Consider the following 21434-nt stretch of genomic DNA (forward strand, 5'->3'; position numbering starts at 1 on the left):
AGGACAGAGGGGGGTGCTCAAGCTCAAACCTCTGCTCATTCTGCTTTCTGCAAACCCTTGAACAAAAAAGTCCGGCCCGAGCGATAGTCGTAATCCGGATTTTCCCAGGCGATCATCTTGCCGGGATTGAGCAGGCCTTGCGGATCGGTCTCGCGCTTGAAGGCGAGCTGGATTTCATCCGTCTGCTTCATGCCGCCCTCTTCCAGCGTGTAGCGGTGCGGGTTGAAGATCGGGCAGCCATTCTCCTCATGCAGCCGGATGATTTCGTTGAGCCGCGCCTCGGTGGTGAATTTCACCAGCGGCAGGCCGAAGCAGGTGATGTTGCCGTCGAGGCGCACGAATTCGAGATGCGAAAAGACCTCGTTCGGAAACATCGCGTCCATCTTCTCCACCAGCGCCAGCTGGTTGGGAAACGGATAGAGCGATTGCAGATAGGTGATCGCGGGATCGACCCGCAGTGCCCTGAGCGTGGTGTGGTTCCACGCCAGTTCGAAGCCCGGCGGCAGGCCCTTTTTCTCTTCGTCCGTTGCCGTCGCCGCATTGAAGATGACTTCGCCGCCGGCGCGGCGGGTGAAGGCGAGGAACGCGTCTAGCCCATGCCGGGCAACCATGACGACGCAGATGCTTTGCCCGTCCCGGAAGAACTTCTGGTGGCGCTTGAAATAGAGCTGCGGCACGGGCGCGGCGATCGGCGTGATCAGCTTGGTCAGGATGCCGTCCTGGCGTGCCAGCGCGTTGCCGTAGCGGGCTGCCGGCATGAAAGCGTCGAAGCCGACGATCACGTCGATCCATTCATAGGCTGCAGTCAGCGGCATCTCGACCTCGGTGATGATGCCGTTGGTGCCATAGGCGTGGGTGACCTTGTGCAGGTCCTCGCCGGTGAGTTCGAGCGCCTTCGGCTCCGCCTCCATAGTGACGACGCGCAGGCGCAGCACATTGCCGAAATCACGCAGACCGCCGAAATTGATCGAGCCAACGCCGCCCGAGCCGCCGGCGATGAAACCGCCGATCGAGGCGGTGTTGTAGGTCGACGGCGACAGCCGCAGTTCCTGCCCGGAATGCGCGCGCGTCGCTCTGTCGATGTCGGCGAGGATCGCGCCCGGCCCGGTGACGACGCGGCCCGGCGCTATGGCCTTGATCTCGTTCATCTCGGCAAGGTTCAAAACCACGCCGCCCGACAGCGGCATCGCCTGGCCGTAATTACCGGTGCCGCTGCCGCGCGGCGTCACCGGAACGCCATGACGGTGGCAAGCGGCAAGCACGCGGATCAGTTCGGCCTCGTTCCTGGGCGTCACGATCAGGTCGCCGGTGACGTGGTCGAGCTGCTGCTTCAGCACCGGGCTGTACCAGTAGAAGTCGCGGCTCTTCTGCTGGATGATGGCCGGATTGTCGTCGAGCTTTATCCCGTCGAGATCGCGTTTGAGCGCCGAAACATCCATCATTCCACCATCAGTCCGTCGAGCTCGGCGTAATCGGGCGATTGTCTGTCGATCGCTCGTCCCGCGCGCACGACGATGCGATCCGATTCGGGCCGCGAGAGCAATTCCGTCCAGCTCCGCCCTTTGAAGACGATGAAATCGGCGCTGCCACCGGCTGCCAGTGTCCCGACACCGTCGAGCCGCATCACCTTGGCCGGCGTCGCCGCCACCGTCTGCGGCCAGTCGCCGACCGGATGGTCGAAATGCAGGATGCGCGTCGCCATGCGGTAGACCTCCAGCATGTCGAGATCGCCATAGGCATAGAAAGGATCGCGGGTGTTGTCGGAGGCGACCGCGACCGCAATGCCCCTCGCCTTCATCTCGTGCAGCAAGGTCACGCCGCGCCAGCGTGGCGTGGTCTGGTCGGCGCGCCGGTCCTGCAGATAGAGATTGCACATCGGCAGCGACACCACCGCCAGCCGCGCCTTGGCCACCTTGTCGAGTGTATCGAGCACGTCGAGGTCCGGCTGGCGCGCCAGCGAGCAGCAATGTCCCACCAGGATGTTGCCCTCAAAACCGTTCCAGAGTGCGGCCTCGGCAATCTTCTTCAGCGAGATCGCCGCGATATCGTCGGTCTCGTCGGCGTGGAAATCGAGATCGAGCCCGTGCTTGTTCGCCTCGGCGAACACCTTGTCGAGAAGCTCTTCGAGATCCGGCACCATATAGGTGACGACGCCGAGCACGCCCTTGGCCGCAGCCACACGCTTGGCCAGCCTCTCGAACGACTTTCTGTCGCGCACGCCTTCGATGCCGAGCAGGCAGGCTGCCTGCAATTCGATGCGGCCGCGCCATTTCTCCCGCATCGCCTCGAACACCGGCCAGGAGATTTCCTCCTGTGGCGGCACGCTGTCGAGATGAGTGCGCAAGGCCTTGGTGCCGTGCGCGTAGGCCGAGCGCAAAGAGAAATCCATGCGCCGCGCCACGTCCTCGGCGCTCCAGCGCGCTGCACGGTCGGCGCCGGTGGCATTGAGCGCGCCCATGAAACTGCCGTCGGGATTGGGTTTGCGCGGCCAGATATGGCCCTTGTCAATGTGGGTGTGGCAATCGACGAAGCACGGCAGGATGATGCGGCCGGCAAGGTCGATGGCGGTGGCTGGCGCTTTTGATTTCTTGTGCGCGGCGATGCTGGAGAGCTTACCGTCGGCGACGGCGATGTCGGCCAGCGCGAAGCCGTCAGTATCGTAAGTGGTGGCAAGACCTGATGTCAGCGACCGGTGAAGGCGGACGTTGGTGAGATGGTACGAGCCAGAGGTCGGTATCAAGGACCGCCCCCCTCTGCCCTGCCGGGCATCTCCCCCTCAAGGGGGGAGATTGGCAGCTTTTCCGACAGCACCCGTCTTCCAACGTCGATAATTGGCGAAATCCCGGATGACGTCCAATCTCCCCCCTTGAGGGGGAGATGGCCGGCAGGCCAGAGGGGGGTGTTTCGCGCCAGCATCTCAATCACGTCACCCAACCCCCTACCGCTCCTGCTTCAGCGCGCTCTCGTGCCAGCGGCGCAGGATGAGATGCGACACCAGCGACAGCACCAGGAAGATCAATATGCCGGTGAGCGAGATCAGGATCAGCGCCGCGAACAGCCTTGGCGCGTTGAGGCGGTAGCCGGCCTCGATGATGCGCGACGCCAGCCCCGACGACTGCCCCTGCGCGCCGGCGACGAACTCGGCCACCACGGCGCCGATCAGCGACAGGCCGCCGGCTATCTTCAAGCCTCCTAGAAAATACGGCATGGCCGCCGGCAGTCTGAGATAGCGCAATTGCTGCCAGCGCGTCGCGCCGTTGAGCTTGAACATGTCGCGCAGATTGCGGTCGACCGAATTGAGGCCGAGCGTGGTGTTGGACAGGATCGGGAAGAACGCAACGATCCAGGCGCAAAGCAAAAGCTTCACCGTCTGGTTGTCCACATAGATGTTGATGAGCGGGAAGACCGCCACGATCGGCGTTACCTGCAGCACGATGGCGAAGGGAAAGAACGACATCTCCACCCATTTCGATTGCGCAAACAGCACCGCCAGTCCGACGCCGCCGACGACCGCGAGCAGCAGGCTGAGAAAGGTTATGCGCAACGTGACCAGCAGCGCGGAGAACAGGAGCCCGGCATCGCTATAGAGCGTCCACAGCACCACGCCGGGGCGCGGCAGAATATATTGCGGGATCGCGTTCCACACGCAAATGCGGTCCCACAGCCAGATCGCCAGGATCATGATCGCCAAAGGCAAGACCCACCGGCCGATCCGCTCCAGCCGCTCCTGGCGTACGCGGCCGGCCTCTTCCGCGTCGAGCGTTGCGGCATTCTGATCAATGGCCGTCATGGTGCGGTCCGGCTGATGTGTTGATGGCGTTGACCAGGATGTCCGAGGCCTGGCGGCAGAGCGCGGCATAGTCGGGCGAGGTGCGAAACACCTCGTCGCGTGGATAGGCGGCATCGATTGCCAACTCGGCATGGACGCGGCCCGGCCGCGCCGCCATGACGACGACGCGGTTGGACAGGAACACGCTTTCGAAGACGCTGTGGGTGACGAAGACGACGGTGAAGCGCTCGTCCTGCCACAGCTCCAGAAGATCGTTGTTGAGCTTGAAGCGGGTGATCTCGTCGAGTGCGGCGAACGGCTCGTCCATCAACAGAATGCGCGGCTTCGTCACCATGGCGCGTGCGATCGAGACGCGCATCTTCATCCCGCCGGAAAGCTCGCGCGGCACGGCGTTTTCGAAACCGGTCAGGTGCACCCGCTCCAGCATCTCCGTCACCGCCGGCGCCGCCTTGGCGCGCGACGCGCCTTTCAGCCTGAGCGGCAGCCAGACATTGTCGAAGACATTGGCCCAGGGCAGCAGCGTCGGTTCCTGGAAGACGAAGCCGATATTGGCGCGGTCGATCGAACCGCCCCAGTCGAGTTGACCGGATGTCGGCGTCGACAGGCCCGCGATCAGCCTCAACGCCGTCGACTTGCCGCAGCCGGACGGCCCGAGCAGGCTGACAAAATCGCCCTCGCGGATGGCGAGATCGACGTCGCTCAATGCAGTCACGCCATTGGAAAACACCTTGCCGACATGGCGCAGCGTCAGCAGCATCGGGCCTTCACCCGATGCCGTCATGGGCGCCTGCGCCATCTTTTCCAGCTTCACGATTACTTCTTCAGCTCGATTCCGACACCTTTGTTGATGAAGGCCAGCGTATAGGCCTTCTTGATATCGATGCCCTCGGGCGTGACCTTGGCCTTGACCATCTTGTCATAAAAGCTCTTGATCCGGTCTTCGTTCATGGCGCCGATGCCGAGCTTTTCGGTGTCGCCGGAATCGGCCAGGCCGAACTTCTTCATCTGCTCGATCGAGAAGGCAATCTGCTCGTCGCTCATGTCGGGATTGTCTTTCTTGATCATCTCGTTGGCGGCCTTGTTGTCGCCGTAGAGGTAGTTGTACCAGCCCTTGGCCGAGCCATCGACGAAGCACTGGACCACCTCCGGCCGCTTGTCGATCGTGTCCTGCATCACCTCGATCGTCGTCGAATAGGTGTCCCAGCCATAGTCGGCGAGCAGGAACTGGTTGGGCACGAAGCCGCCTTCCTTCTTGACCGCAAAAGGCTCCGAGGTGACGTAACCCTGCTGGATCGACTTCTTGTTGGCCAGGAATGGAGCGGTGTTGTAGGTGTAGGGCACGCGCTTGGCGGCATCGAAACCGAGTTCGATGACCATCCACTGGAAGAAGGTCTGGACGCCCTCGTCGCCGAGAATGTACTGGTCGGCGTTCTTCAAATCCTCCCACTTGTCCAGCCCCTGCCCCGGGTGGGACATGATGACTTGAGGGTCCTTCTGGAAATCGGCGGCGACGACGCGCATCGGGATGCCCTGCTGGACGGCGTCGAAGGCCGACAGCAGATTGCCGCCCATGTAGAAATCGAGCTTGCCGGCCAGCAGCAGCGGCCGCCCGCTGACCTGCGGACCTCCCTGCGAAATCGTCACGTCGAGGCCACATGCAGCGTAGGTGCCGTCGGCGACGGCCTGGTAGTAGCCGCCATGCTCGGGCTCGGCCAGCCAGTTGGTGCCGAAGGTGACCTTCTCGTTTGCTGCCGCGCCGAACGTGCCGGCTCCAAGCAGCGCGACCGCAAGCGCTGAAATCTTCTGTTTTCCGTACATCGACACCACCCTTTGTTGGCTCCGGAGCGTCACGCGCCGGGCTCGACACCATTGATCCAAGAAGCAAGACACATGCCACCGCCCGGGCCGCCTGCTTGCGCGGCAGTCACTGCCAACACCGGACGGGTCATGCTGTGCGGGAGGCATCGTGCCTATTTTTTGGACGCCTGTCCACAATCGCCCTTGTGCCATGCACCACATCTTGAACGTACTATCGGTCACGTCTTAGGCTGGTCTCGCAGACAGGAGATTGCCATGTTCAGATACCTCGCGCCGAAGTCGATCAAGCCGCCTTTCGCCCGCTATAGCCACGGCGTCGAAGTACCTCCCGGCAAGCGGCTGGTGCTGTGCTCCGGTCAGGTCGCCATCACGGCGGACGACCAGATCCCCGAGGATGCCGGCGCGCAGGCCGAGCTCTGCTTTCAAAACATAGCGGCGATTCTGGCTGAAGCCGGGCTGGGGCTAGGCGACATCGTGCGCATAAACGCCTACGTCACCGACCGCGCCTTTCTGCGGCCCTATATGGACGTCCGCGACCGCTTGTTTGCCAGCCCCGCGCCCGCCTCGACGCTGATGATCGTGTCAGGCTTTGCGCGGCCGGAGTTCAAGGTCGAGGTCGAGGCGATTGCGGCTGGGTGATCGACAGGCGACGTTTGGCGCGCTAGGTCTCCCTCACAGTCAAGAGGCATGACATGACCGTTGCAAACAGACGCGTTTGGTGGGGCGACTACCGGACCACCGAATACGCCGCGATCGATCCGGAGGCGACGGTTGCCGTGCTGCCGGTGGCGGCGATCGAGCAGCACGGCCCGCATCTGCCTGTATCAACCGATACCTCGATCATGAACGGCATGCTGGAGACGGTCATCGCCCGCCTGCCCGGCGATCTCGACATCCGCATCCTGCCGGTCCAAACGGTCGGCAAGTCGAACGAGCATCTGCAGGCGCCGGGCACGCTCACCCTGCCGGCGGCCACCCTGGTCGATGCCTGGACCGAGCTTGGCCTGTCCGTTGCCCGCGCAGGCGTAAGGAAACTGATCGTCGTCAACTCGCATGGCGGCAATGAAGAGATCATGGGCATCGTCACGCGCGAGCTGCGCGTGCGTGAGAGGATGCTGGCGGTGAAGACCAGCTGGCAGCGCTTCGGCCGCCCCGCCGGCATGTACACCGAGCTGGAAGACCGCCATGGCATCCATGGCGGCGACGTCGAGACCTCGTTGATGCTGCATTTTCGCCCGGAGTTAGTCGACATGGCCAAGGCCGACAATTTCGCCTCCAAGGTCGCCCGCGCCGAAACCGAATTTGCGCTGCTGCGCCACACCGGAACGCACGCTTTCGCCTGGATCGCTGGGGATCTCAACCCCAACGGCGTGGTCGGCGATGCCAGCATTGCCACGGCCGAGAAAGGCCGACTGACGGCGGAGCATCAGGCCGACGGCTTCATCACCCTGTTGAAGGATGTGCGCAAGGCGAAGCTTGCCGACTGGCTGGCATAGCGGGCCGCCTTAGCCGCCGATCTTCAACACGAAAGGCGTACCCTCAAAAGCATCGGCGCCGCGTCCGATCGCCTCGATCGCTTCGATCATGCGGCCTTGTCGTGAGAGCAGAGCATCCGCGACGGCGATCAACCGTGGATTGGGTGTCGCGGAGGGCGAAAGCTTCCGCAATGTCTGCGCAAGTTCGACTTCGTCGCGCTTCGGGGCGAGCGCCGCCGCAATGATATAGGCCGAGGCGGTCGAGCGGCTGATGCCGGCATAGCAATGGACGACCATGGGTTTGACGCGGTCCCATTTCCGGGCGAAATCGAGCAGATTGCGCACATGGTCTTCGCCTGGCATGGTCATGCCGTCCTGCGCCACCGCGATGTCGTGCATGACCAGATGCAGGTGGTTTTCCCTCGCGATTGAGGCCGGCCGCGTCACCTCGGTGCCGGCAGCGAGCAGCGACAGCACGCGCTCGGCGCCGCTTTTGGCCACCGTCTCCTCAAGCTTTGCCAGCGAACAGATATGGATCATGGCGCGATCTCCTTCGACCCATCGTCGCGCCGTGCGCCCCAGTCGGCAAGCGCCGATTCAAGCCGCTGCCATTCCTCCTGACTTCCAGGCAGCCCCGCGCGGAGCACCTGGGGACGCTCGGAAAAATGCCTGAGCAATATGCCGCGCTCACCGAGCGTCGAAAACAGCCCCGGTGCATCGGCAAGCCGGAGATAGCGAAACAGCGTCGTGCCGCCGGCGACAGCAACGCCAAAGCGCGAAAGCAGCGCATCGAGCCGCGCCGCATCCTGCGCCAGCCGCCGCCGCATGTCGGCCTGCCAGCCGCTGTCGGCAAGCGCGCGGATGCCGTATTCGAGCGCTGGGCCGGCGACCGCCCAAGGGCCGAATTGCGTTTCAAGCCTTTCGACCGTCGCTGCATCGGAAAGTGCGAAGCCGAGCCGCAGGCCGGCGAGACCGAAGAACTTGCCAAACGAGCGCAGCACGACGATGCCGCCCCGCCCGACATCGCCGGCCAGGCTTTCCGCGTGCGGGCCGACATCCATGAAGGCTTCGTCGACGACCAGCAGACCGCCTATGGCGCGCAATGTCTCGGCAAGCCGAAGCAGCCTTTCCCGCGACACGACTCGCCCGTCGGGATTGTTGGGATTGACGACGATGGCAATTTCGGCTCCGGCAAGCGCCTCGAAATCGTCGACCTCCGCCACCGCATGGCCGGCAATCGCGGCGGCCCTGGCATGCTCGGCATAGGTCGGCCCGAGCACCAGCGCCTTGCCGGGGCTGACCAGCGAGGCGACGCGCGGCAGCAGGATCTGCGTGCCCGGGGCGACCGCCACATTCTCGTCCGAAGGCGCGCCATAGGCGCCGGCCGCGACCCTGGCCAGCTCACGCAGACGCGCCGCTTCCGGCAATCGCGACAGAGCGGTGGCGGGCAGATCGAAAAGCGGGTAGGAGTGCGGATTGATACCTGTCGAGAGATCGACGAAAGGCTGTGGCGCGTGGGGGAAGAGCGCGCTCGCCCGGCCAAGGGATCCACCGTGATCCGCCGCAGCAATCGCTCCATCAGAAAGCTTCATGTCGGTCCTGATCGCTTTCCTGTCACTGGCCATCGAACGCATCCTGGGCTACCCGGACTGGCTGTTCCGTGCCGTTGGCCATCCCGTCACCTGGTTCGGCAGGCTGATAGCCTTTCTCGACCTCCGGCTCAACCGCGACACTGATTCCGACGCGCAGCGTCGTCGCCGCGGCATGCAGGCGCTGCTGGTGATCGTGCTGGTGCCTGCGCTGATCGCCTTCGCCGTGCAAATCGTGCTCTGGCAGCTCTTTCCTGCCGGGATGATCATCACGGCAATTCTGGCCTCGTCGCTACTGTCGCAAAAGAGCCTCACCGAACATGTCGAAGCGGTGGCCGACGCGCTGGACACCGGCGGGCTGGCGCTCGGCCGCATTACGGTCGCCCGTATTGTCGGCCGCGATCCCGAAAAGCTCGACCACGCCGGCGTCAGCCGCGCCGCGATCGAAAGCCTGGCCGAGAATTTTTCCGACGGTATCGTCGCGCCCGCCTTCTGGACCGGCGTTTGCGGGCTGGCCGGCGGCGTCGCCTACAAGGCCGCCAACACCGCCGATTCGATGATCGGTCACCGCACCCCGCGTCATGAAGCCTTCGGCCGGGCAGCCGCACTTTTCGACGACTGGATCAACCTGCCGGCCTCGCGGCTGACCGGCCTGCTGATCGTGCTGGCGGCCTTCGTCGTCAAGGATGCCGACCCCCGCAATGCGTGGCAGGCCATGCGTCGCGACGCCAGAAAGCACCGTTCACCCAATGCCGGCTGGCCGGAGGCGGCGATGGCTGGCGCGCTCGGCTTGGCGCTCGCCGGCCCGCGCAGCTATGGCGGCGTCATCGTCGAGGACGCCTATATGGGCGAAGGCGGCCGCCGCGAGGCCGACAGCACCGACATCCGGCGGGCGCTGAAACTTTACCAGATAGCAGACTATCTGCTGATCGCGCTGTTTGGATTGCTCTCCGCGGTCGTCATCTACCTGGATGTTTTGATCTCGCAGTAGATGCGCCGCCTGACTCACCAAGAGACACGGACTTCCTTGGCGTTTGAATCCACCGCCGCGCCAAATCTTTTGATCGCGTAACCGCCGGCGGCCACTGCCGAGGATTTCAGCACAGGCTCAATCACAAGGAAAAGCTTCTCGGCGTCTGGCCTGTACAGATAGAGGGTGCATTTGCCCTCGCCAAACTCGTCGCCATCAAATTCGCCGACATGCGCATTCGAAACAGCTTGTTCCAACCGATCCTCCAGAACTTGGACCGATTGCCGCTCTTCCGGCGCCCCGAACTGACCGCCGCTCAGAAGAAGATAGACAATTACCGCTTGTTCCAACGGTCATCTCCCGAAGTTAGACCCTCAAAACTCGATTCCCTGCTGCGCCTTAACGCCTGCGGAAAAATGGTGTTTGGTCACGCCCATCTCGGTGACGAGGTCGGCCGCCTCGACCAGCGCCGGCTTGGCATTGCGGCCGGTGACGACGACATGCAGGCCTTCGCGCCGCGCCTTCAGCGCCGCGACCACCTTGTCGAGATCGAGATAGTCGTAGCGCAGCGCAATGTTGAGCTCATCGAGGACGACAAGGCTGACAGAGGGGTCGGCGATCAGCTCCAGCGCCTTGGCCCAGGCGGCTTCGGCCGCCGCAATGTCGCGCTTCAGATCCTGCGTCTCCCAGGTGAAACCCTCGCCCATCGTGTGCCAGACGACACGGTCGCCGAACGCCGCGAAGGCGTCCTTTTCGCCGGTGTGCCATTTGCCCTTGATGAACTGGACGATTCCGACGCGCTTGCCATAGCCGAGCATGCGCAGCGCCAGCCCGAAGGCGGCCGTGGTCTTGCCCTTGCCGGGTCCGGTGTTGACGATCAGCAGCCCCTTCTCGACCGTCTTTTCCGCGACCTCGGCGTCCTGCACCGCCTTGCGTTTGGCCATCTTGGCGCGGTGGCGTTCTTCGTCTTTTGCGTCGATATCGGTCATCTCATTTCACCTTGAGCGGCAGCCCCGCCACCATCAGTAGCACCGTATCGGCAACCGCCGCGACCTGCTGGTTGAGACGGCCGGCGGCATCGCGGAACCGGCGTGCCAGCGCATTGTCTGGCACAATGCCTTGTCCGACTTCGTTGGAGACCACGAACCACGGTCCGCGCGGCCGCGAAAGCACATCGGCCAGCCGCCGGCACTCCCCCTCCAGATCATGATCGGCCAGCATATGATTGGTCAGCCACAGCGTCAGGCAGTCGACAAGCACCGGCTGGTTGTCCGGCAAAGCTTCGAGCGCGCCTGCAAGATCAAGCGGGGCATCGATGGTCGCCCATCCCTCGCCGCGGCGCGAGCGGTGCTGCGCGATGCGCTCGCGCATTTCGCCGTCATAGGCTTGCGCGGTGGCGATATAGGCCCATGGCGGCGGCAACGCCGTCGCCAAAGTTTCGGCATGCGCGCTCTTGCCGGAGCGCGCACCGCCGATGATGAAGGTCAAACTGCGATCAGGCAAAGCTGTCGCGCAGGATGGTTGCGGTGCCGGTGAAGCGCGCGCGCACTATGCCGACAACTGCGCCGAGCACCAGCCAGAACACCAGATTGGTCAGCGTCACCGCCACCACGAACTGATGATGCAGGCCCTCCGGGATCGGCGTTACGAAACTGTCAGGCTGCGGCGCGCCGACAATATGCGGGGCGACGATCAGGACGACGGCGAGCACGGTCAGGGGCGCCGACGTGCGGAAGGTGATAAGGGCAAGACCGATCGCGGTTGCCATCACCGTTGCCCACCACCAGATCTGGCGCTGCATGAGATCGGCCGCCGGCATTGCCGGCAGTTCCGGCGGCAGGCCGAGGCCCGGCGCCAGCGTGAACACGGCAAAGCCGGCCAGACCCCAGAACACGCCCTGGCGCCAGCTGCCGATGCCGCCGGCGAACTCGGAAACCGCCACCAGGACCAGCGCGAACCCGATGCCGGTGACAATGTTGGCGACGACACTGAAGGCGAAGCGCTCGAAGCCGTCGGCCGGCGCCCAGCCTTCGTCCCCCGCCGGCGCGGCTGCTTCAGCCGGGGCTGCGCTGCTCACGGCATTTTCCGCCGGCGCGGCGGTGCTCATGGCATTGGTGTCCGCAGCGTTGGCGGCGGGCGCCGCGGCATGCTCATGCTCATGGCCGCCACCAGCCTTTTCGTAGACCTCCGCCTTGAGGATCAGCGGCACGGTGGCGTAGGCCTGCATGCAGGCGAGAGCGACACCGGCCACGAGCCCTGCGATCGCCGCGATGAACACGACGTTGCGAAACAGGTTCATGATGTCAGATCCTGGTCAGTGGCAGGGAAACGCCATCGAATGGCGATAGTCGTGCGCCGCATTGTGGACCGCATCGATGTGCGAGAAACCGACAACGCCGACGACGAAAATGCCCAGAAACGCGCTAAGCACGAGCTGCATGAAGCGCGACTGCGAGGAGACGGAAGCGCCGAGGGAGACGGAAGCGGTATTCATATCTTGTCCTTTCGCCCTCCACCCGAGGGCATCGAAGTCAGTTCCCTGTCGCCGGCAGGTCTCCTGGCTCGCGGATCAGCGCCCTTCCCCACCTTCCCGAAGAAAAAATCCCCAGTGGCTTGGAGAGGACTACCGCACACAGTTGCGGGGGCAGCCACGGCATTGGGCAACAAGTCAGCCCTCACCGCATTCCCTCTTGGTCCCTAACGGAACCGACGACATGCATGACTATAGGCTGAAACGGTCGCATCCGGCAAACCAAATTCCGCCGGCCAACAGCGCGAATGCGCCATGCGGCGTTACGGGTTCAACGCGGTGATCCGCTCGGCAACCAGCCGCTGCAGCCGCCACAGATGGCGATCGTGAATGCCGCGCTCTTCAAGGTTTTTCACCGTGTTGTAGAGATAGTCGGCGCCCGACCCCCAGTGCCCGCAGGACGTTGCCAGCCTTTCGACGACCTTGCCCTCGTCGAGCGGTCCGGAATAGGTCAGGCCGTTGCGGTTGATGACGAAGGCCAATGCCCTGAGCGGTCCGGCCTCGCTTGCAAGCTTGAGCATGCGCGGCCGGTAGCTTGTCGGCTTCAGCGTGACTTCGCGCCGGAAAAGCCGGCCCAACTGCTCGCGCCGGTTATTGCCGGTCAGCCGAAAGGCGACGCCCTTGCATTGTCCGCCACGGTCCAGCGCCATCATCAGGCCGGGGCTGTCCTTGGTGCCGCGCCAGCGCGTCATGTTCATGCAAAAGGACCGATGCCAGCCGCGCGCCAGCGCAACGCGGTCCTCGACATAATCTATTTCCGGTTTCCAGATCAGCGATCCATAGCCGAACAGCCATAGCGGTTCGCTATCCGGGAGTTCGACCTGGAATTCATCCAGCAGCGCGTCATAGTCGGCGTCATCGAGATGCATCGCGTCCGGATCCGGCCCGGGGTCCCTGATCTCGCGCCAGCAGCGCGCGACCAGCTCCGGCGTAAGCGACATCTGTCGTGCGGCCAATTTCCGAATCCCCCCAATTTCCGAATGTCCCATGTCCACGACATGATTATGCGCCGCGCCTGCAACCGGCAATGCGGCACTCTGATTGACAAACGATTTGCCGGGGTGTCGGCTGACGCTTCATAGGAAGCCAGCCATGCATCCCAGCCCGAGCGAGCGCGACCCCTATAACGGCCTGAGCCGGGCCGAACCGACGCTACCGTCGTCGGCCTATTGGGATAGCGAGGCTTACCAGCGCGATCTCGACGCCATCTGGCACAAAAGCTGGCTGCTCGTCTGCCGCGAGGCCGACCTCGCCCAGCCGCTGGCGTTCAGGACATTCCGCGTCGGCACGCAGGAAATCGTCATTCTGCGGGACGAGACCGGCGAACTGCGCGCCTTCCACAACACTTGCCGGCATCGCGGCTCGCAGCTTTGCCAGAAAAGCGAGGGCCGGCTGAAAGCGCGGCTCATCACGTGCCCCTACCACGCCTGGTCCTACTCGCTGCGCGGCGATCTCGTGCGCGTTCCCTCGAAATCGCTGCCAGATGGTTTCGACAAGGCCGATCATCCGCTCTACCGGGTGGCGCTGTCGGTGTGGCGCGGCTTTGTCTTTGTGAACCTTCAGCAGGCTGCGGCCGGCTCCGCCGGGACCTCCTTCGATCCCGCATCCGGCGACCTCGCCAACTGGCCGCTGGAAACGCTGGTATCAGGCCATGTCCTGCGCAAGGTGATGAACTGCAACTGGAAGATCTTCTGGGAGAACTTCAACGAGTGCCTGCATTGCCCGGGCGTCCACAAGGACCTGTCTCGGCTGGTGCCGATATACGGCCGCGGCCTGATGAGCCGGCACGACGACCCCGACTGGGTCCGCCATGCCGACAATGACGCGCCGGAGTTTTCGGGTGGCCTGCGCGCCGGCGCCGAGACCTGGTCGCGCGACGGACATGCCCATGGCCCGGTCTTCCCGGGTCTGACGGCGGCCGAGCGCGCGGCCGGACAGACCTATGCCACCAACCTGCCCTCGATGTTCATCGTCGGCCATGTCGATTATGTCAGGACGGTGCGACTGATGCCGCTCGGTCCCGAACAGGCCGAACTCACCGCCGAGTGGCTGTTCGCGCCCGAGGCGCTCGCTGAGACCGACGTCGACAATGTCGTCGCCTTCGGCACCCAGGTGCTGGAGGAGGATGCCGCGATCTGCGAGATCAACCAGAAAGGCCTGCGCTCGATGCGGCACCGGGCCGGCGTGCTGATGCCGGAGGAGTATGATCTGCACCGCTTCCACAACTGGGTGCGCGAGCGGCATGCTGCACTTGAGGCAACCGCCTGATCGGCGACTAAAGCGACTTCGGCAGATAGCGCCAGGTGATAAAGCCGCAAACCGCGGCCAGAATGCCCAGCGTCACGAACACCGAGCCGAGGCCGAAAAACGCCAGCACCACCGAATAAACCAGCGGCGGCGTCAGCTCGGAAAAGTCGAGATAGGTGCGGTAGACCGCGGCCATCTGCGCCCGCTCATAGGACCGCACCGAGCGCATGAAGGCGGTCGAGCCCAGTGCATCGAGCGCGATGGTGAAGAAGGCGCCGCAGAGCAGGAAAAAGCCCGTAAGCAGCGGCGCGGTAGTGCCGACCGCGCCCGCCGCAAGCAGCGTCGCCGACATCGCGAAATAGGCGAAGGTCATGGTGCGCCGGCCGCCGAAGCGTTTTCCCGCTTTGCCCCAGAAGATCGCCATGAACAACAGCGCATTGCCGGCCGAAACCAGCAGGCCGCCGGCAAGCTTGCCCTCGCCGGTAATCACCATGAACATGGTTTGGTCAATTCCAGAAAGATTGGTGGAACAAGATGGGCAACAAAAAAGCCCGGAAAACCGGGCTTCTCTGCACTTTGTGATGTGGATGGTTATCCCTGATAGACGACAAGGAAGCGAATGGTGTCAGCTTCCTGTTTGTCGGTTATCTTGCGGGGACTCCCGTTCGGCATTTCCTGCCATATGGTCTGCCAATTGTCGGTGGAGAAATATTTTCTTCCATCCACCATTTCTAGAGTCTCCCGCTTGGCCTTCACGTGGTCAGACCTTGGTCAAACCCATTGCCGACAACTCGGAAGCCGTGAATGGCTTCTTCTGGCCTTCCGGCTGGCTACGATGTTTCCGTGCGTCATGGTGTGGTGTGGTTTCGAACTGACAGATTGGGCATGGTCCAGACGATGGAGTCCGGGTTCCCTTTTCACCAAGACCCTTACCCTTTGGCGTGACCAACTTAACCCTGCCCGTGTTTTCAACGATCCGATAGTTGTAGCCAAGACCGTTCAGCTTTTCGATAGCTTCCTGTGCAGTCTGCTTCAGTTCGTCATGTGCCTGTGCCTGAATTTTCTGCTTTTCGGCTTCAAGCTTCCTAATCTGTTCGTCAATCTTTGCGGCTTGGTCTGCGAATGCAATTGCCATCGGTTTGTGTCTCCCTGTTTGTGAGCCGATGGAATTCAATAGATCGATTCATTGAACAAGGGAATAGGAGTTTGATCAGACTCCGAACTTTCCACGTGTGGCATCGAAGATGGCTGTCAGTTGGCCCTGTGTGAGTGCCACACCTTCCCAAGCAAGAAATCCTGCACAACGACCACCAGCTAGTAGCGGACCATCGCCATTTCCGGCAGAACCCACGCAAAAAGTTTCGGTTGCAGCGCCAGCAGATGGGGATACGTAAGTAGCAGCACCCGTTGTGAATACGCCATTCTGCATCATAATCCCGGCATTGCCCGCTGCATCTATGGACACGGCCAAGCATTGCCATCCGGTGGGCGAACCATGATTAGCGTTAAACGATAGGACTTGCCCGCCACCGCTGGAAATAAATAATTGTTGGGCCGTGGTCGTCATATTCCAGCGGGTTCCGGTGTTTACGCCATTCGACGAAATGCTATCCCCACACATACGTTGCGTTGCAGAAAATCCACTAAACAAGAACCAGCCCAAAAACGTGAATTTTGCACCCACCTTATGGCAGTTCAACATCCACGTTTCATTGGTAGTGTCATACTTGCAATAATCACCACCATCGAATGAAAGGTATTCTGCTTGGGAACGAGCGCCAGCCGTGCCGTTAATCGTCGGATCATCGGTTGATGAACTTGCCGTGGCACCACGGAAAAAATCATATCCTCCACCAGACAAATCCAACCATTTCGTTGATGCGGCTGGCAAAGACGCTTCATGCCCGGCATCGAGACACAATTTCAGATTGGTCGTTAGACCAAGCTTTTTAACCGTGTCGAAAAAGTCGGTTCTTGGCTGATGAATTCCCATTAGGCGTCATTGCCCGCATTGGTCGTGTAGAACAGACGGATACCAATCAACTTGGCATCTGCGGCCAATGTGTCGGTTGCCACATCACGCTTGATACGAAGCCACACACCGTCACCAGCCGCTGGCGTTCCCGCAATGGTGATTGCAGAGCTTTCCGGACCTGTATGGTTCTGGTTAGCGGCCACATAGGCATCTGATGATGATTGAGCCGTTCCATAGGCAACATCCAATGTGTCACCGTCCGATTGCGCCACGGCTTCAAGCTGGTAAACAACCGTGTTGGTTGCCGTACCAGATGCAGCGGTCCAGATTGGTTGGAACGTGATGGTTCCCAGATTCCAGCGCTTTGGGGGTGACCAATAGACCACGGCCAATTCCTGTGTGGTCGTGTCAAAATCGAGCGTTGTTAGCGGCTGTTTATTGGTCGCCAGTTCGGTCACGCTCAATTGCGCACCGTTGGTGATTTGAGGAACGAAATCCGTTGCCGCAATCCATTGATGCACCTTTCCCTGAATGTCGGCATTGCCACCAGACAGAGTGACACCGGACATTGTTCCACCAGTGAAAGCGATGTTTGATCCGGTTACAGATCGAGACCCGAAACCTACCGCACCGTTAAACGTGGTTGCCCCTGTGGCACGATTGATGGTGACGGGTGAGTCAATGTAAGTTCCTGCATCGTTGTACCGGTAGATTTCAAAATCAGAACCAACGTTGGAACCGGATTCGGCAGTTGCATTCTTGCCGATTATCCAACGGTTGGTTCCCGAAGCCTTTTGGAATCTGACAGATGTTGCACTGCCTGAACTGTCGTAAACATATAGGTTGCTGTAAACCTCTGTTCTATCGAGTGAAAGCAGACCAGTGCTTCTGCTGATCTTCAAAGCCCAATCGATGAACACTCCGGAGTCGTCATAGCGTCTGATATAGTAATCCGAACCGGCATTGGAGCCAGATTCAGCCGTACCATCTTTACCTGTGTCCCAACGAGTGGAAGAACCCGTTTTGAACTGTGTATATCTGGCGGTTCCGGATGCAGCCGACATGTCAAAGGCAACAACCCCTGTGTAAGTACCACCGGTCATTGTCTTGCCGGTCATTGTCATGGCCGTTGGCAAACTGAATGTTGGCGCACCAGATACGCCATCGCCGTTGGTCACGGTAATTTCGTTGGCAGTGCCTGTTAGCGTTCTCTTGGTGAAGGTATCTGCGGCTGTTTCGACCACCAGACCGGCAGTAGCGTTTAGCCCGGCAAGAGCCGTTAGCGTGGCATCAGCCGCTTGCACATCGGTTCCGATTGCCAAGCCAAGCGTGGTTCTGGCACCCGATGCGGTATTGGCACCTGTACCACCGTTCAGGATGGAAAGATTTCCACCAGCCCACTGCGCATTTCCAAGCGTGTTGCGTGATGCCAACGCACCAAGAACGATGCCGTAAACGAGCGCTGTACCAGCCGAGTTGACTTTGACAATCTTGTTGTTGGCAGACGTGTAATTGCCCGGTGTGTCGGTAAGGCCGGTGAACACGGTAACGCCACCAGCGGGACCGGTTGGACCTGTAGGACCGGTGTTACCTGTAGCGCCTGTATTACCTCTTGGAATTGTGAAACGAAGGTTTGGCGCTGTACCTGTGCCGATGTTGACAACGTTCGCAACGGAACCCGCCGCACCGGTAACGGTATTGGCTACAGTGAGCGTGATTGATGGTCCCGTTGGTCCCGTTGAACCTGTAGGACCAGTGGAACCGGTAGCGCCTGTGTTGCCTCTTGGAATGGTGAAGCGAAGGTTTGGCGCTGTTGACGTGCCAATGTTCGTGACGTTCGCAAGCGTTCCGGCTGTTCCCGTGATCGTATTGGCCACGGTAAGCGTGATTGACGGTCCAGTTGAACCGGTTGGACCTGTAGAGCCTCTTGGAATTGTGAAACGGAAATTAGCCGCCGATGAAGTTCCGATGTTGACAACGTTCGCCACTCCACCAGCCGCACTGGTGATGGTGTTGGCCACAACGATGGTTGCTGCTGCACCGGCTGCACCAGTGGCACCTGTAGCGCCTGTGGCACCCGTTGAACCGGTAGAGCCTGTGGCACCGGTTGAACCCGTGTCACCTTTCGATGCCACCAAATTCCAGTTGGCCGAAGGCGGTGAACTGTTCGTGTTGTTGGCAACGCAAATGTATGTGGCACCGTTGATGCTCACAAAATCCTGTGTTGGCAAATTTTTGTAAGCCGTTAGGGATGACCAAGCGCCTTTCCAGTTGAAATTGACCACGTTTCCACCGGTCAAAATGTCACCATCAATGACCTGACCAGCCGTGATGATCATGCTGCCTGATGAACCGGTAGCAAAAATGGAAATGTGCGAAGCGCTTCGGTCCACACCAATAACCAAAGGTTCATCAACCCGGCCTGCCCTTGCCAGCATGGAGTTGGTAGAATTGGCTGTTACCGCTGTGGTTCCAAGAACGAAATTGTAATAAATTTGCGTGGCTTCGGTCGATACAATTCGAATAGCCGGATTCTGACTTGGAAGCGGCGGAAGCTGAAAACGCTGAACTGATGTAGTAAGGTTTACCGTGTTGGATGCACCAACCGGCGTAAAGATTTTTTGTGCCATTAAGTCCGCAAGTGATCCTTAGAAATTATGAGTTCGGCCAATATGCATTGTTTGTAAAACCGTATGGAACTGGGTCAGATTCCTTGATCGCACGGGCTGCAAAAATATTTTGGGATTCCCATGCAGCCGCTGCCTTACCGAAGGCAAAACAGGTTGGTGCATCCATCAGGGTCAGCGTGTTGTCATTGGCAATCCAGACGAAATCAACGTTCGCATCTGCCCAACGGTAATTGCCTGCCCCTGCCCCGGTGATAGCCGCAAAGCCAGCTAGCGTTGCCGCTCCACTGATGCGAGCTTTCGATTGGTCATCCATGGCGTAGGCTTTGCCATTGAAAGTGAAACCAGCGGCAATGCGTCTGTCACGCTCGGCATTCACATCGGACGTTGATGGCCGTGGCGTATCGGCAAGAACCCGAACAATCTTGGCCGTCCACACGGACTCGATTTTTTCGATTTCCACTGACTGGCTTACAAAAACCTTGCCGTCTGGAATGCTGTCATCAGCCAAGGGTTCAACCGCCACCAAAACGCAATCCGAACCCTGCCAATCATCGCCATAGCTGGAAAGCATGTCTTCCGTTGACATGCCATCATATTCAATGATCGTTTTGATAAGAGCTTCTGTTTCAGTATCGATAAGAGCTAACAATTACGCCCACGCCCTTGCGACGAGTTTCCAGCTAGCTGGTGTAATGGCAGTTTGAATTGCCCCGGTAGTCTTGTGGAAGATACAGATAGTTTCTTGGCCAAAACGGATATTAATGTTCGTGGCATCTGGAAAAACAGATAGACCGTGATCACCGGAACCAGATTGGTTAGTACCGGGATTGATCAGAACTTCATCATTGATCGAATAGCCAGATTGCGCAGTTGTGCAGACCAAAACGACCATGTACAACTTCGGCTGCACACCAAGTCCATGTGCCAAAGTCAGCGCACCAGATAGCGTATAAGTCTGTTGTGCGCTTTCAAATGATTTCGTGAAAGGCACCGTTGCCCATGATGGAGCCGTTGCCCCGGCGTTCATCAGCAATGCCTGTGCAGCCGTTCCCTTTGCCAGCTTTGCAAGAGTGGTTGCACCGGATGCATAGACGATATCACCAGCGGTGTATGAACTTAGCCCAAGGCCACCGTATGCAACACCCAATGGTGCAGCCAACGATGAAATTGTTGCGTTGGCGATTGTTGCATTGTTGATTGTTGGTCCGGAAAATGTGCCGCCTGTGATTGTCTTCCCGGTGAAGACGTATGAATTAAGCGCATTCGGAACAACCGTTGAATTCCAAACGTTCGAAGTGGAATTGTAGGTGACGTAATAGACACGGCCAGCGGCCATATCAGATGCCGCCATCTTCTGCCCGTCCACTCTTAAAATGGGTTTGGCACCTATGCTGTTCACGTTCAGAACCGTAGCACCAACACCAGTTGTGTTGGCCGATGCACGGAAGCCCACAACCATACCATCAGCGTAAGCGGTGATTGCCGGTGTAAGGGAAGTGATGATTGAATTGGCTGTTCCCGTGGCCAAGCCACCGAAATTGAATGCTGAATCCTGAACCTGTGATGCCAGCGGCAAATGTGTTCTTGCGGTTGCCGCCGCATGGCCAGTGAACTTTTTGCTGTTCATTGGCAAATCGGCTGATGGCTGATTTGAACCATCGGTTTGCCAAGCTGTTGAAAGAACGTTTGCTATGTCTTGATCATGCGTATCCGCTGCGGCTGCGGTGTTACCGATTGAGGCCGCTTTCGCTTGCTGCCAGACAGTTGTTCCAGTTCTTACGCCATCAGTTCGGATAAAATTTTTGTTTGGGCTTGTTCCTTGCAGTGGCAAAGGCAATTACTCCTAAAAGTGTAGATTTCTCTACCTATTTAGGGTTTCACAGTTCGCACGAAGTGGCTTCTGACAGTGCTGAATTATCTTACATTTTGAATATGTAGAGTATTACAGAGATGCCCCAAAAAAGTGATTTGACTGTTTGGTTTCGTGTTCCTAGATGCCGGTCATATTGAACAGAAAGGAATTTCTAAATGGCCACCGAAACCGTAAATTTTGAAGACTTCAAGCGCACACTCCTTAGCGTGGTACAGGCTGAAAGCGATCATCTGCACACCCAAATCGAAAATCATTGTGACGATTTGGAAGACATAGAAGCCTATGTCATGGGTCATGATTTTTCGCTGATAGAAATATACGGATGGACCAAACGACAGTTTGGAATCGCAGATAAGGAACCAACAACGTAATATCTGCAAATCAGCGAATGGGAGCGAACGACAATGACGAACCAACAGACAATCCAGAAACTGTTTGTTCAATCAATCATGGGAGCGGAAAGAGACATAGAGGAAATGCGGGAACTGTCTCTTTCCGTCTTTTCACCATCCGAATTGACAGAGAAATTTGGGCTGA

The 21434-nt window shown here is 59.9% G+C and carries 24 protein-coding genes and 1 riboswitch; of the genes, 5 read left to right on the top strand and 19 right to left on the bottom strand.

Going from position 1 to position 21434, the window contains the following annotated elements; genetic code table 11:
• Positions 1-35: 35 nt before the first annotated feature.
• From AC3EMP_RS24565 to AC3EMP_RS24585, 5 genes are all read right to left on the bottom strand, one after another.
• Entirely contained in the window at positions 36-1439 is a 1404-nt protein-coding gene (locus AC3EMP_RS24565; RefSeq protein ID WP_352712352.1) for an FAD-binding oxidoreductase, read from the bottom strand.
• Positions 1439-2740 (bottom strand): cytosine deaminase, encoded by a 1302-nt coding sequence (locus tag AC3EMP_RS24570; protein WP_352712269.1) that lies wholly within the window; start codon positions 2738-2740, stop codon positions 1439-1441. Before AC3EMP_RS24570 ends, AC3EMP_RS24565 begins: the two co-directional genes overlap by 1 nt.
• Positions 2741-2938: 198 nt before the next feature.
• On the bottom strand, positions 2939-3790 hold the full coding sequence (locus AC3EMP_RS24575; RefSeq protein ID WP_023670772.1) for an ABC transporter permease: 852 nt from the start codon (positions 3788-3790) through the stop codon (positions 2939-2941).
• Positions 3777-4601 (bottom strand): ABC transporter ATP-binding protein, encoded by an 825-nt coding sequence (locus AC3EMP_RS24580; protein ID WP_352462786.1) that lies wholly within the window; start codon positions 4599-4601, stop codon positions 3777-3779. Before AC3EMP_RS24580 ends, AC3EMP_RS24575 begins: the two co-directional genes overlap by 14 nt.
• A 2-nt stretch (positions 4602-4603) precedes the next feature.
• Positions 4604-5608 (bottom strand): ABC transporter substrate-binding protein, encoded by a 1005-nt coding sequence (locus tag AC3EMP_RS24585; RefSeq protein ID WP_023670774.1) that lies wholly within the window; start codon positions 5606-5608, stop codon positions 4604-4606.
• A 255-nt stretch (positions 5609-5863) separates the two neighbouring features.
• On the opposite strand from AC3EMP_RS24585, the gene AC3EMP_RS24590 reads away from it, so the two are divergent.
• Together AC3EMP_RS24590 and AC3EMP_RS24595 are read left to right on the top strand one after the other, a co-directional pair.
• Complete coding sequence (locus tag AC3EMP_RS24590; RefSeq protein WP_023670775.1) at positions 5864-6247, top strand: RidA family protein; 384 nt, start codon at positions 5864-5866, stop codon at positions 6245-6247.
• 53 nt (positions 6248-6300) lie between these two features.
• Positions 6301-7104: a creatininase family protein gene (locus tag AC3EMP_RS24595; RefSeq protein ID WP_352712271.1), complete on the top strand. Its 804-nt coding sequence runs from the start codon at positions 6301-6303 to the stop codon at positions 7102-7104.
• A 9-nt stretch (positions 7105-7113) separates the two neighbouring features.
• Here AC3EMP_RS24595 and AC3EMP_RS24600 read toward each other — a convergent pair whose 3' ends face one another.
• On the bottom strand, positions 7114-7623 hold the full coding sequence (locus tag AC3EMP_RS24600; RefSeq protein ID WP_352712273.1) for a tyrosine phosphatase family protein: 510 nt from the start codon (positions 7621-7623) through the stop codon (positions 7114-7116).
• Positions 7620-8675: a threonine-phosphate decarboxylase CobD gene (gene cobD / locus AC3EMP_RS24605; protein ID WP_352712354.1), complete on the bottom strand. Its 1056-nt coding sequence runs from the start codon at positions 8673-8675 to the stop codon at positions 7620-7622. The genes AC3EMP_RS24600 and cobD overlap by 4 nt, the downstream gene beginning before the upstream one ends.
• On the opposite strand from cobD, the gene cbiB reads away from it, so the two are divergent.
• Positions 8674-9663 carry an adenosylcobinamide-phosphate synthase CbiB gene (cbiB, locus tag AC3EMP_RS24610; RefSeq protein ID WP_352712275.1) on the top strand — a complete coding sequence of 330 codons (990 nt, stop codon included), beginning with the start codon at positions 8674-8676 and terminating at the stop codon, positions 9661-9663. The genes cobD and cbiB overlap by 2 nt on opposite strands.
• 14 nt (positions 9664-9677) lie before the next feature.
• Here cbiB and AC3EMP_RS24615 read toward each other — a convergent pair whose 3' ends face one another.
• The 6 genes from AC3EMP_RS24615 to AC3EMP_RS24640 form a co-directional block, all read right to left on the bottom strand.
• The gene (locus tag AC3EMP_RS24615; protein WP_352712276.1) at positions 9678-9992 is read right to left on the bottom strand and encodes a hypothetical protein; all 315 of its coding nucleotides are present in this window, start codon (positions 9990-9992) and stop codon (positions 9678-9680) included.
• A gap of 24 nt (positions 9993-10016) precedes the next feature.
• Entirely contained in the window at positions 10017-10631 is a 615-nt protein-coding gene (cobO, locus tag AC3EMP_RS24620; protein ID WP_352712278.1) for a cob(I)yrinic acid a,c-diamide adenosyltransferase, read from the bottom strand.
• A gap of 1 nt (position 10632) precedes the next feature.
• A complete protein-coding gene (cobU, locus tag AC3EMP_RS24625; protein ID WP_352712279.1) occupies positions 10633-11145 on the bottom strand; it encodes a bifunctional adenosylcobinamide kinase/adenosylcobinamide-phosphate guanylyltransferase in 513 nt (170 codons plus the stop codon).
• Positions 11138-11941, bottom strand: coding sequence for a CbtA family protein (locus tag AC3EMP_RS24630; protein ID WP_352712281.1), 804 nt, complete (start codon positions 11939-11941; stop codon positions 11138-11140). The genes cobU and AC3EMP_RS24630 overlap by 8 nt, the downstream gene beginning before the upstream one ends.
• A 15-nt stretch (positions 11942-11956) precedes the next feature.
• Entirely contained in the window at positions 11957-12136 is a 180-nt protein-coding gene (locus tag AC3EMP_RS24635) for a CbtB domain-containing protein (RefSeq protein ID WP_023670784.1), read from the bottom strand.
• Between the two features lie 36 nt (positions 12137-12172).
• A riboswitch (cobalamin riboswitch) is annotated at positions 12173-12368 on the bottom strand.
• A gap of 67 nt (positions 12369-12435) precedes the next feature.
• Positions 12436-13128 (bottom strand): gamma-glutamylcyclotransferase, encoded by a 693-nt coding sequence (locus AC3EMP_RS24640; RefSeq protein ID WP_352712282.1) that lies wholly within the window; start codon positions 13126-13128, stop codon positions 12436-12438.
• Positions 13129-13264: 136 nt separating this feature from the next.
• On the opposite strand from AC3EMP_RS24640, the gene AC3EMP_RS24645 reads away from it, so the two are divergent.
• Positions 13265-14440, top strand: a complete 1176-nt coding sequence (locus tag AC3EMP_RS24645) for an aromatic ring-hydroxylating oxygenase subunit alpha (RefSeq protein ID WP_352712284.1) — start codon at positions 13265-13267, stop codon at positions 14438-14440.
• Positions 14441-14447: 7 nt separating this feature from the next.
• On the opposite strand, the gene AC3EMP_RS24650 is transcribed toward AC3EMP_RS24645, so the two are convergent.
• From AC3EMP_RS24650 to AC3EMP_RS24675, 6 genes are all read right to left on the bottom strand, one after another.
• Complete coding sequence (locus AC3EMP_RS24650) at positions 14448-14918, bottom strand: MFS transporter (protein ID WP_352712286.1); 471 nt, start codon at positions 14916-14918, stop codon at positions 14448-14450.
• 261 nt (positions 14919-15179) lie between these two features.
• Positions 15180-15554 (bottom strand): hypothetical protein, encoded by a 375-nt coding sequence (locus tag AC3EMP_RS24655; RefSeq protein ID WP_352712288.1) that lies wholly within the window; start codon positions 15552-15554, stop codon positions 15180-15182.
• Positions 15555-15629: 75 nt separating this feature from the next.
• Positions 15630-16412 carry a hypothetical protein gene (locus AC3EMP_RS24660; RefSeq protein ID WP_352712290.1) on the bottom strand — a complete coding sequence of 261 codons (783 nt, stop codon included), beginning with the start codon at positions 16410-16412 and terminating at the stop codon, positions 15630-15632.
• The gene (locus AC3EMP_RS24665; RefSeq protein ID WP_352712292.1) at positions 16412-19024 is read right to left on the bottom strand and encodes a beta strand repeat-containing protein; all 2613 of its coding nucleotides are present in this window, start codon (positions 19022-19024) and stop codon (positions 16412-16414) included. Before AC3EMP_RS24665 ends, AC3EMP_RS24660 begins: the two co-directional genes overlap by 1 nt.
• Positions 19025-19049: 25 nt before the next feature.
• Positions 19050-19673 carry a DUF4376 domain-containing protein gene (locus tag AC3EMP_RS24670; protein WP_352712294.1) on the bottom strand — a complete coding sequence of 208 codons (624 nt, stop codon included), beginning with the start codon at positions 19671-19673 and terminating at the stop codon, positions 19050-19052.
• Entirely contained in the window at positions 19674-20855 is a 1182-nt protein-coding gene (locus AC3EMP_RS24675) for a hypothetical protein (protein ID WP_352712296.1), read from the bottom strand.
• Between the two features lie 197 nt (positions 20856-21052).
• Between AC3EMP_RS24675 and AC3EMP_RS24680 the strand changes: the two genes are divergently transcribed.
• Positions 21053-21268: a hypothetical protein gene (locus tag AC3EMP_RS24680; RefSeq protein WP_352712297.1), complete on the top strand. Its 216-nt coding sequence runs from the start codon at positions 21053-21055 to the stop codon at positions 21266-21268.
• Positions 21269-21434: the final 166 nt, after the last annotated feature.

This window comes from Mesorhizobium sp. P160219 (genome assembly GCF_057786095.1).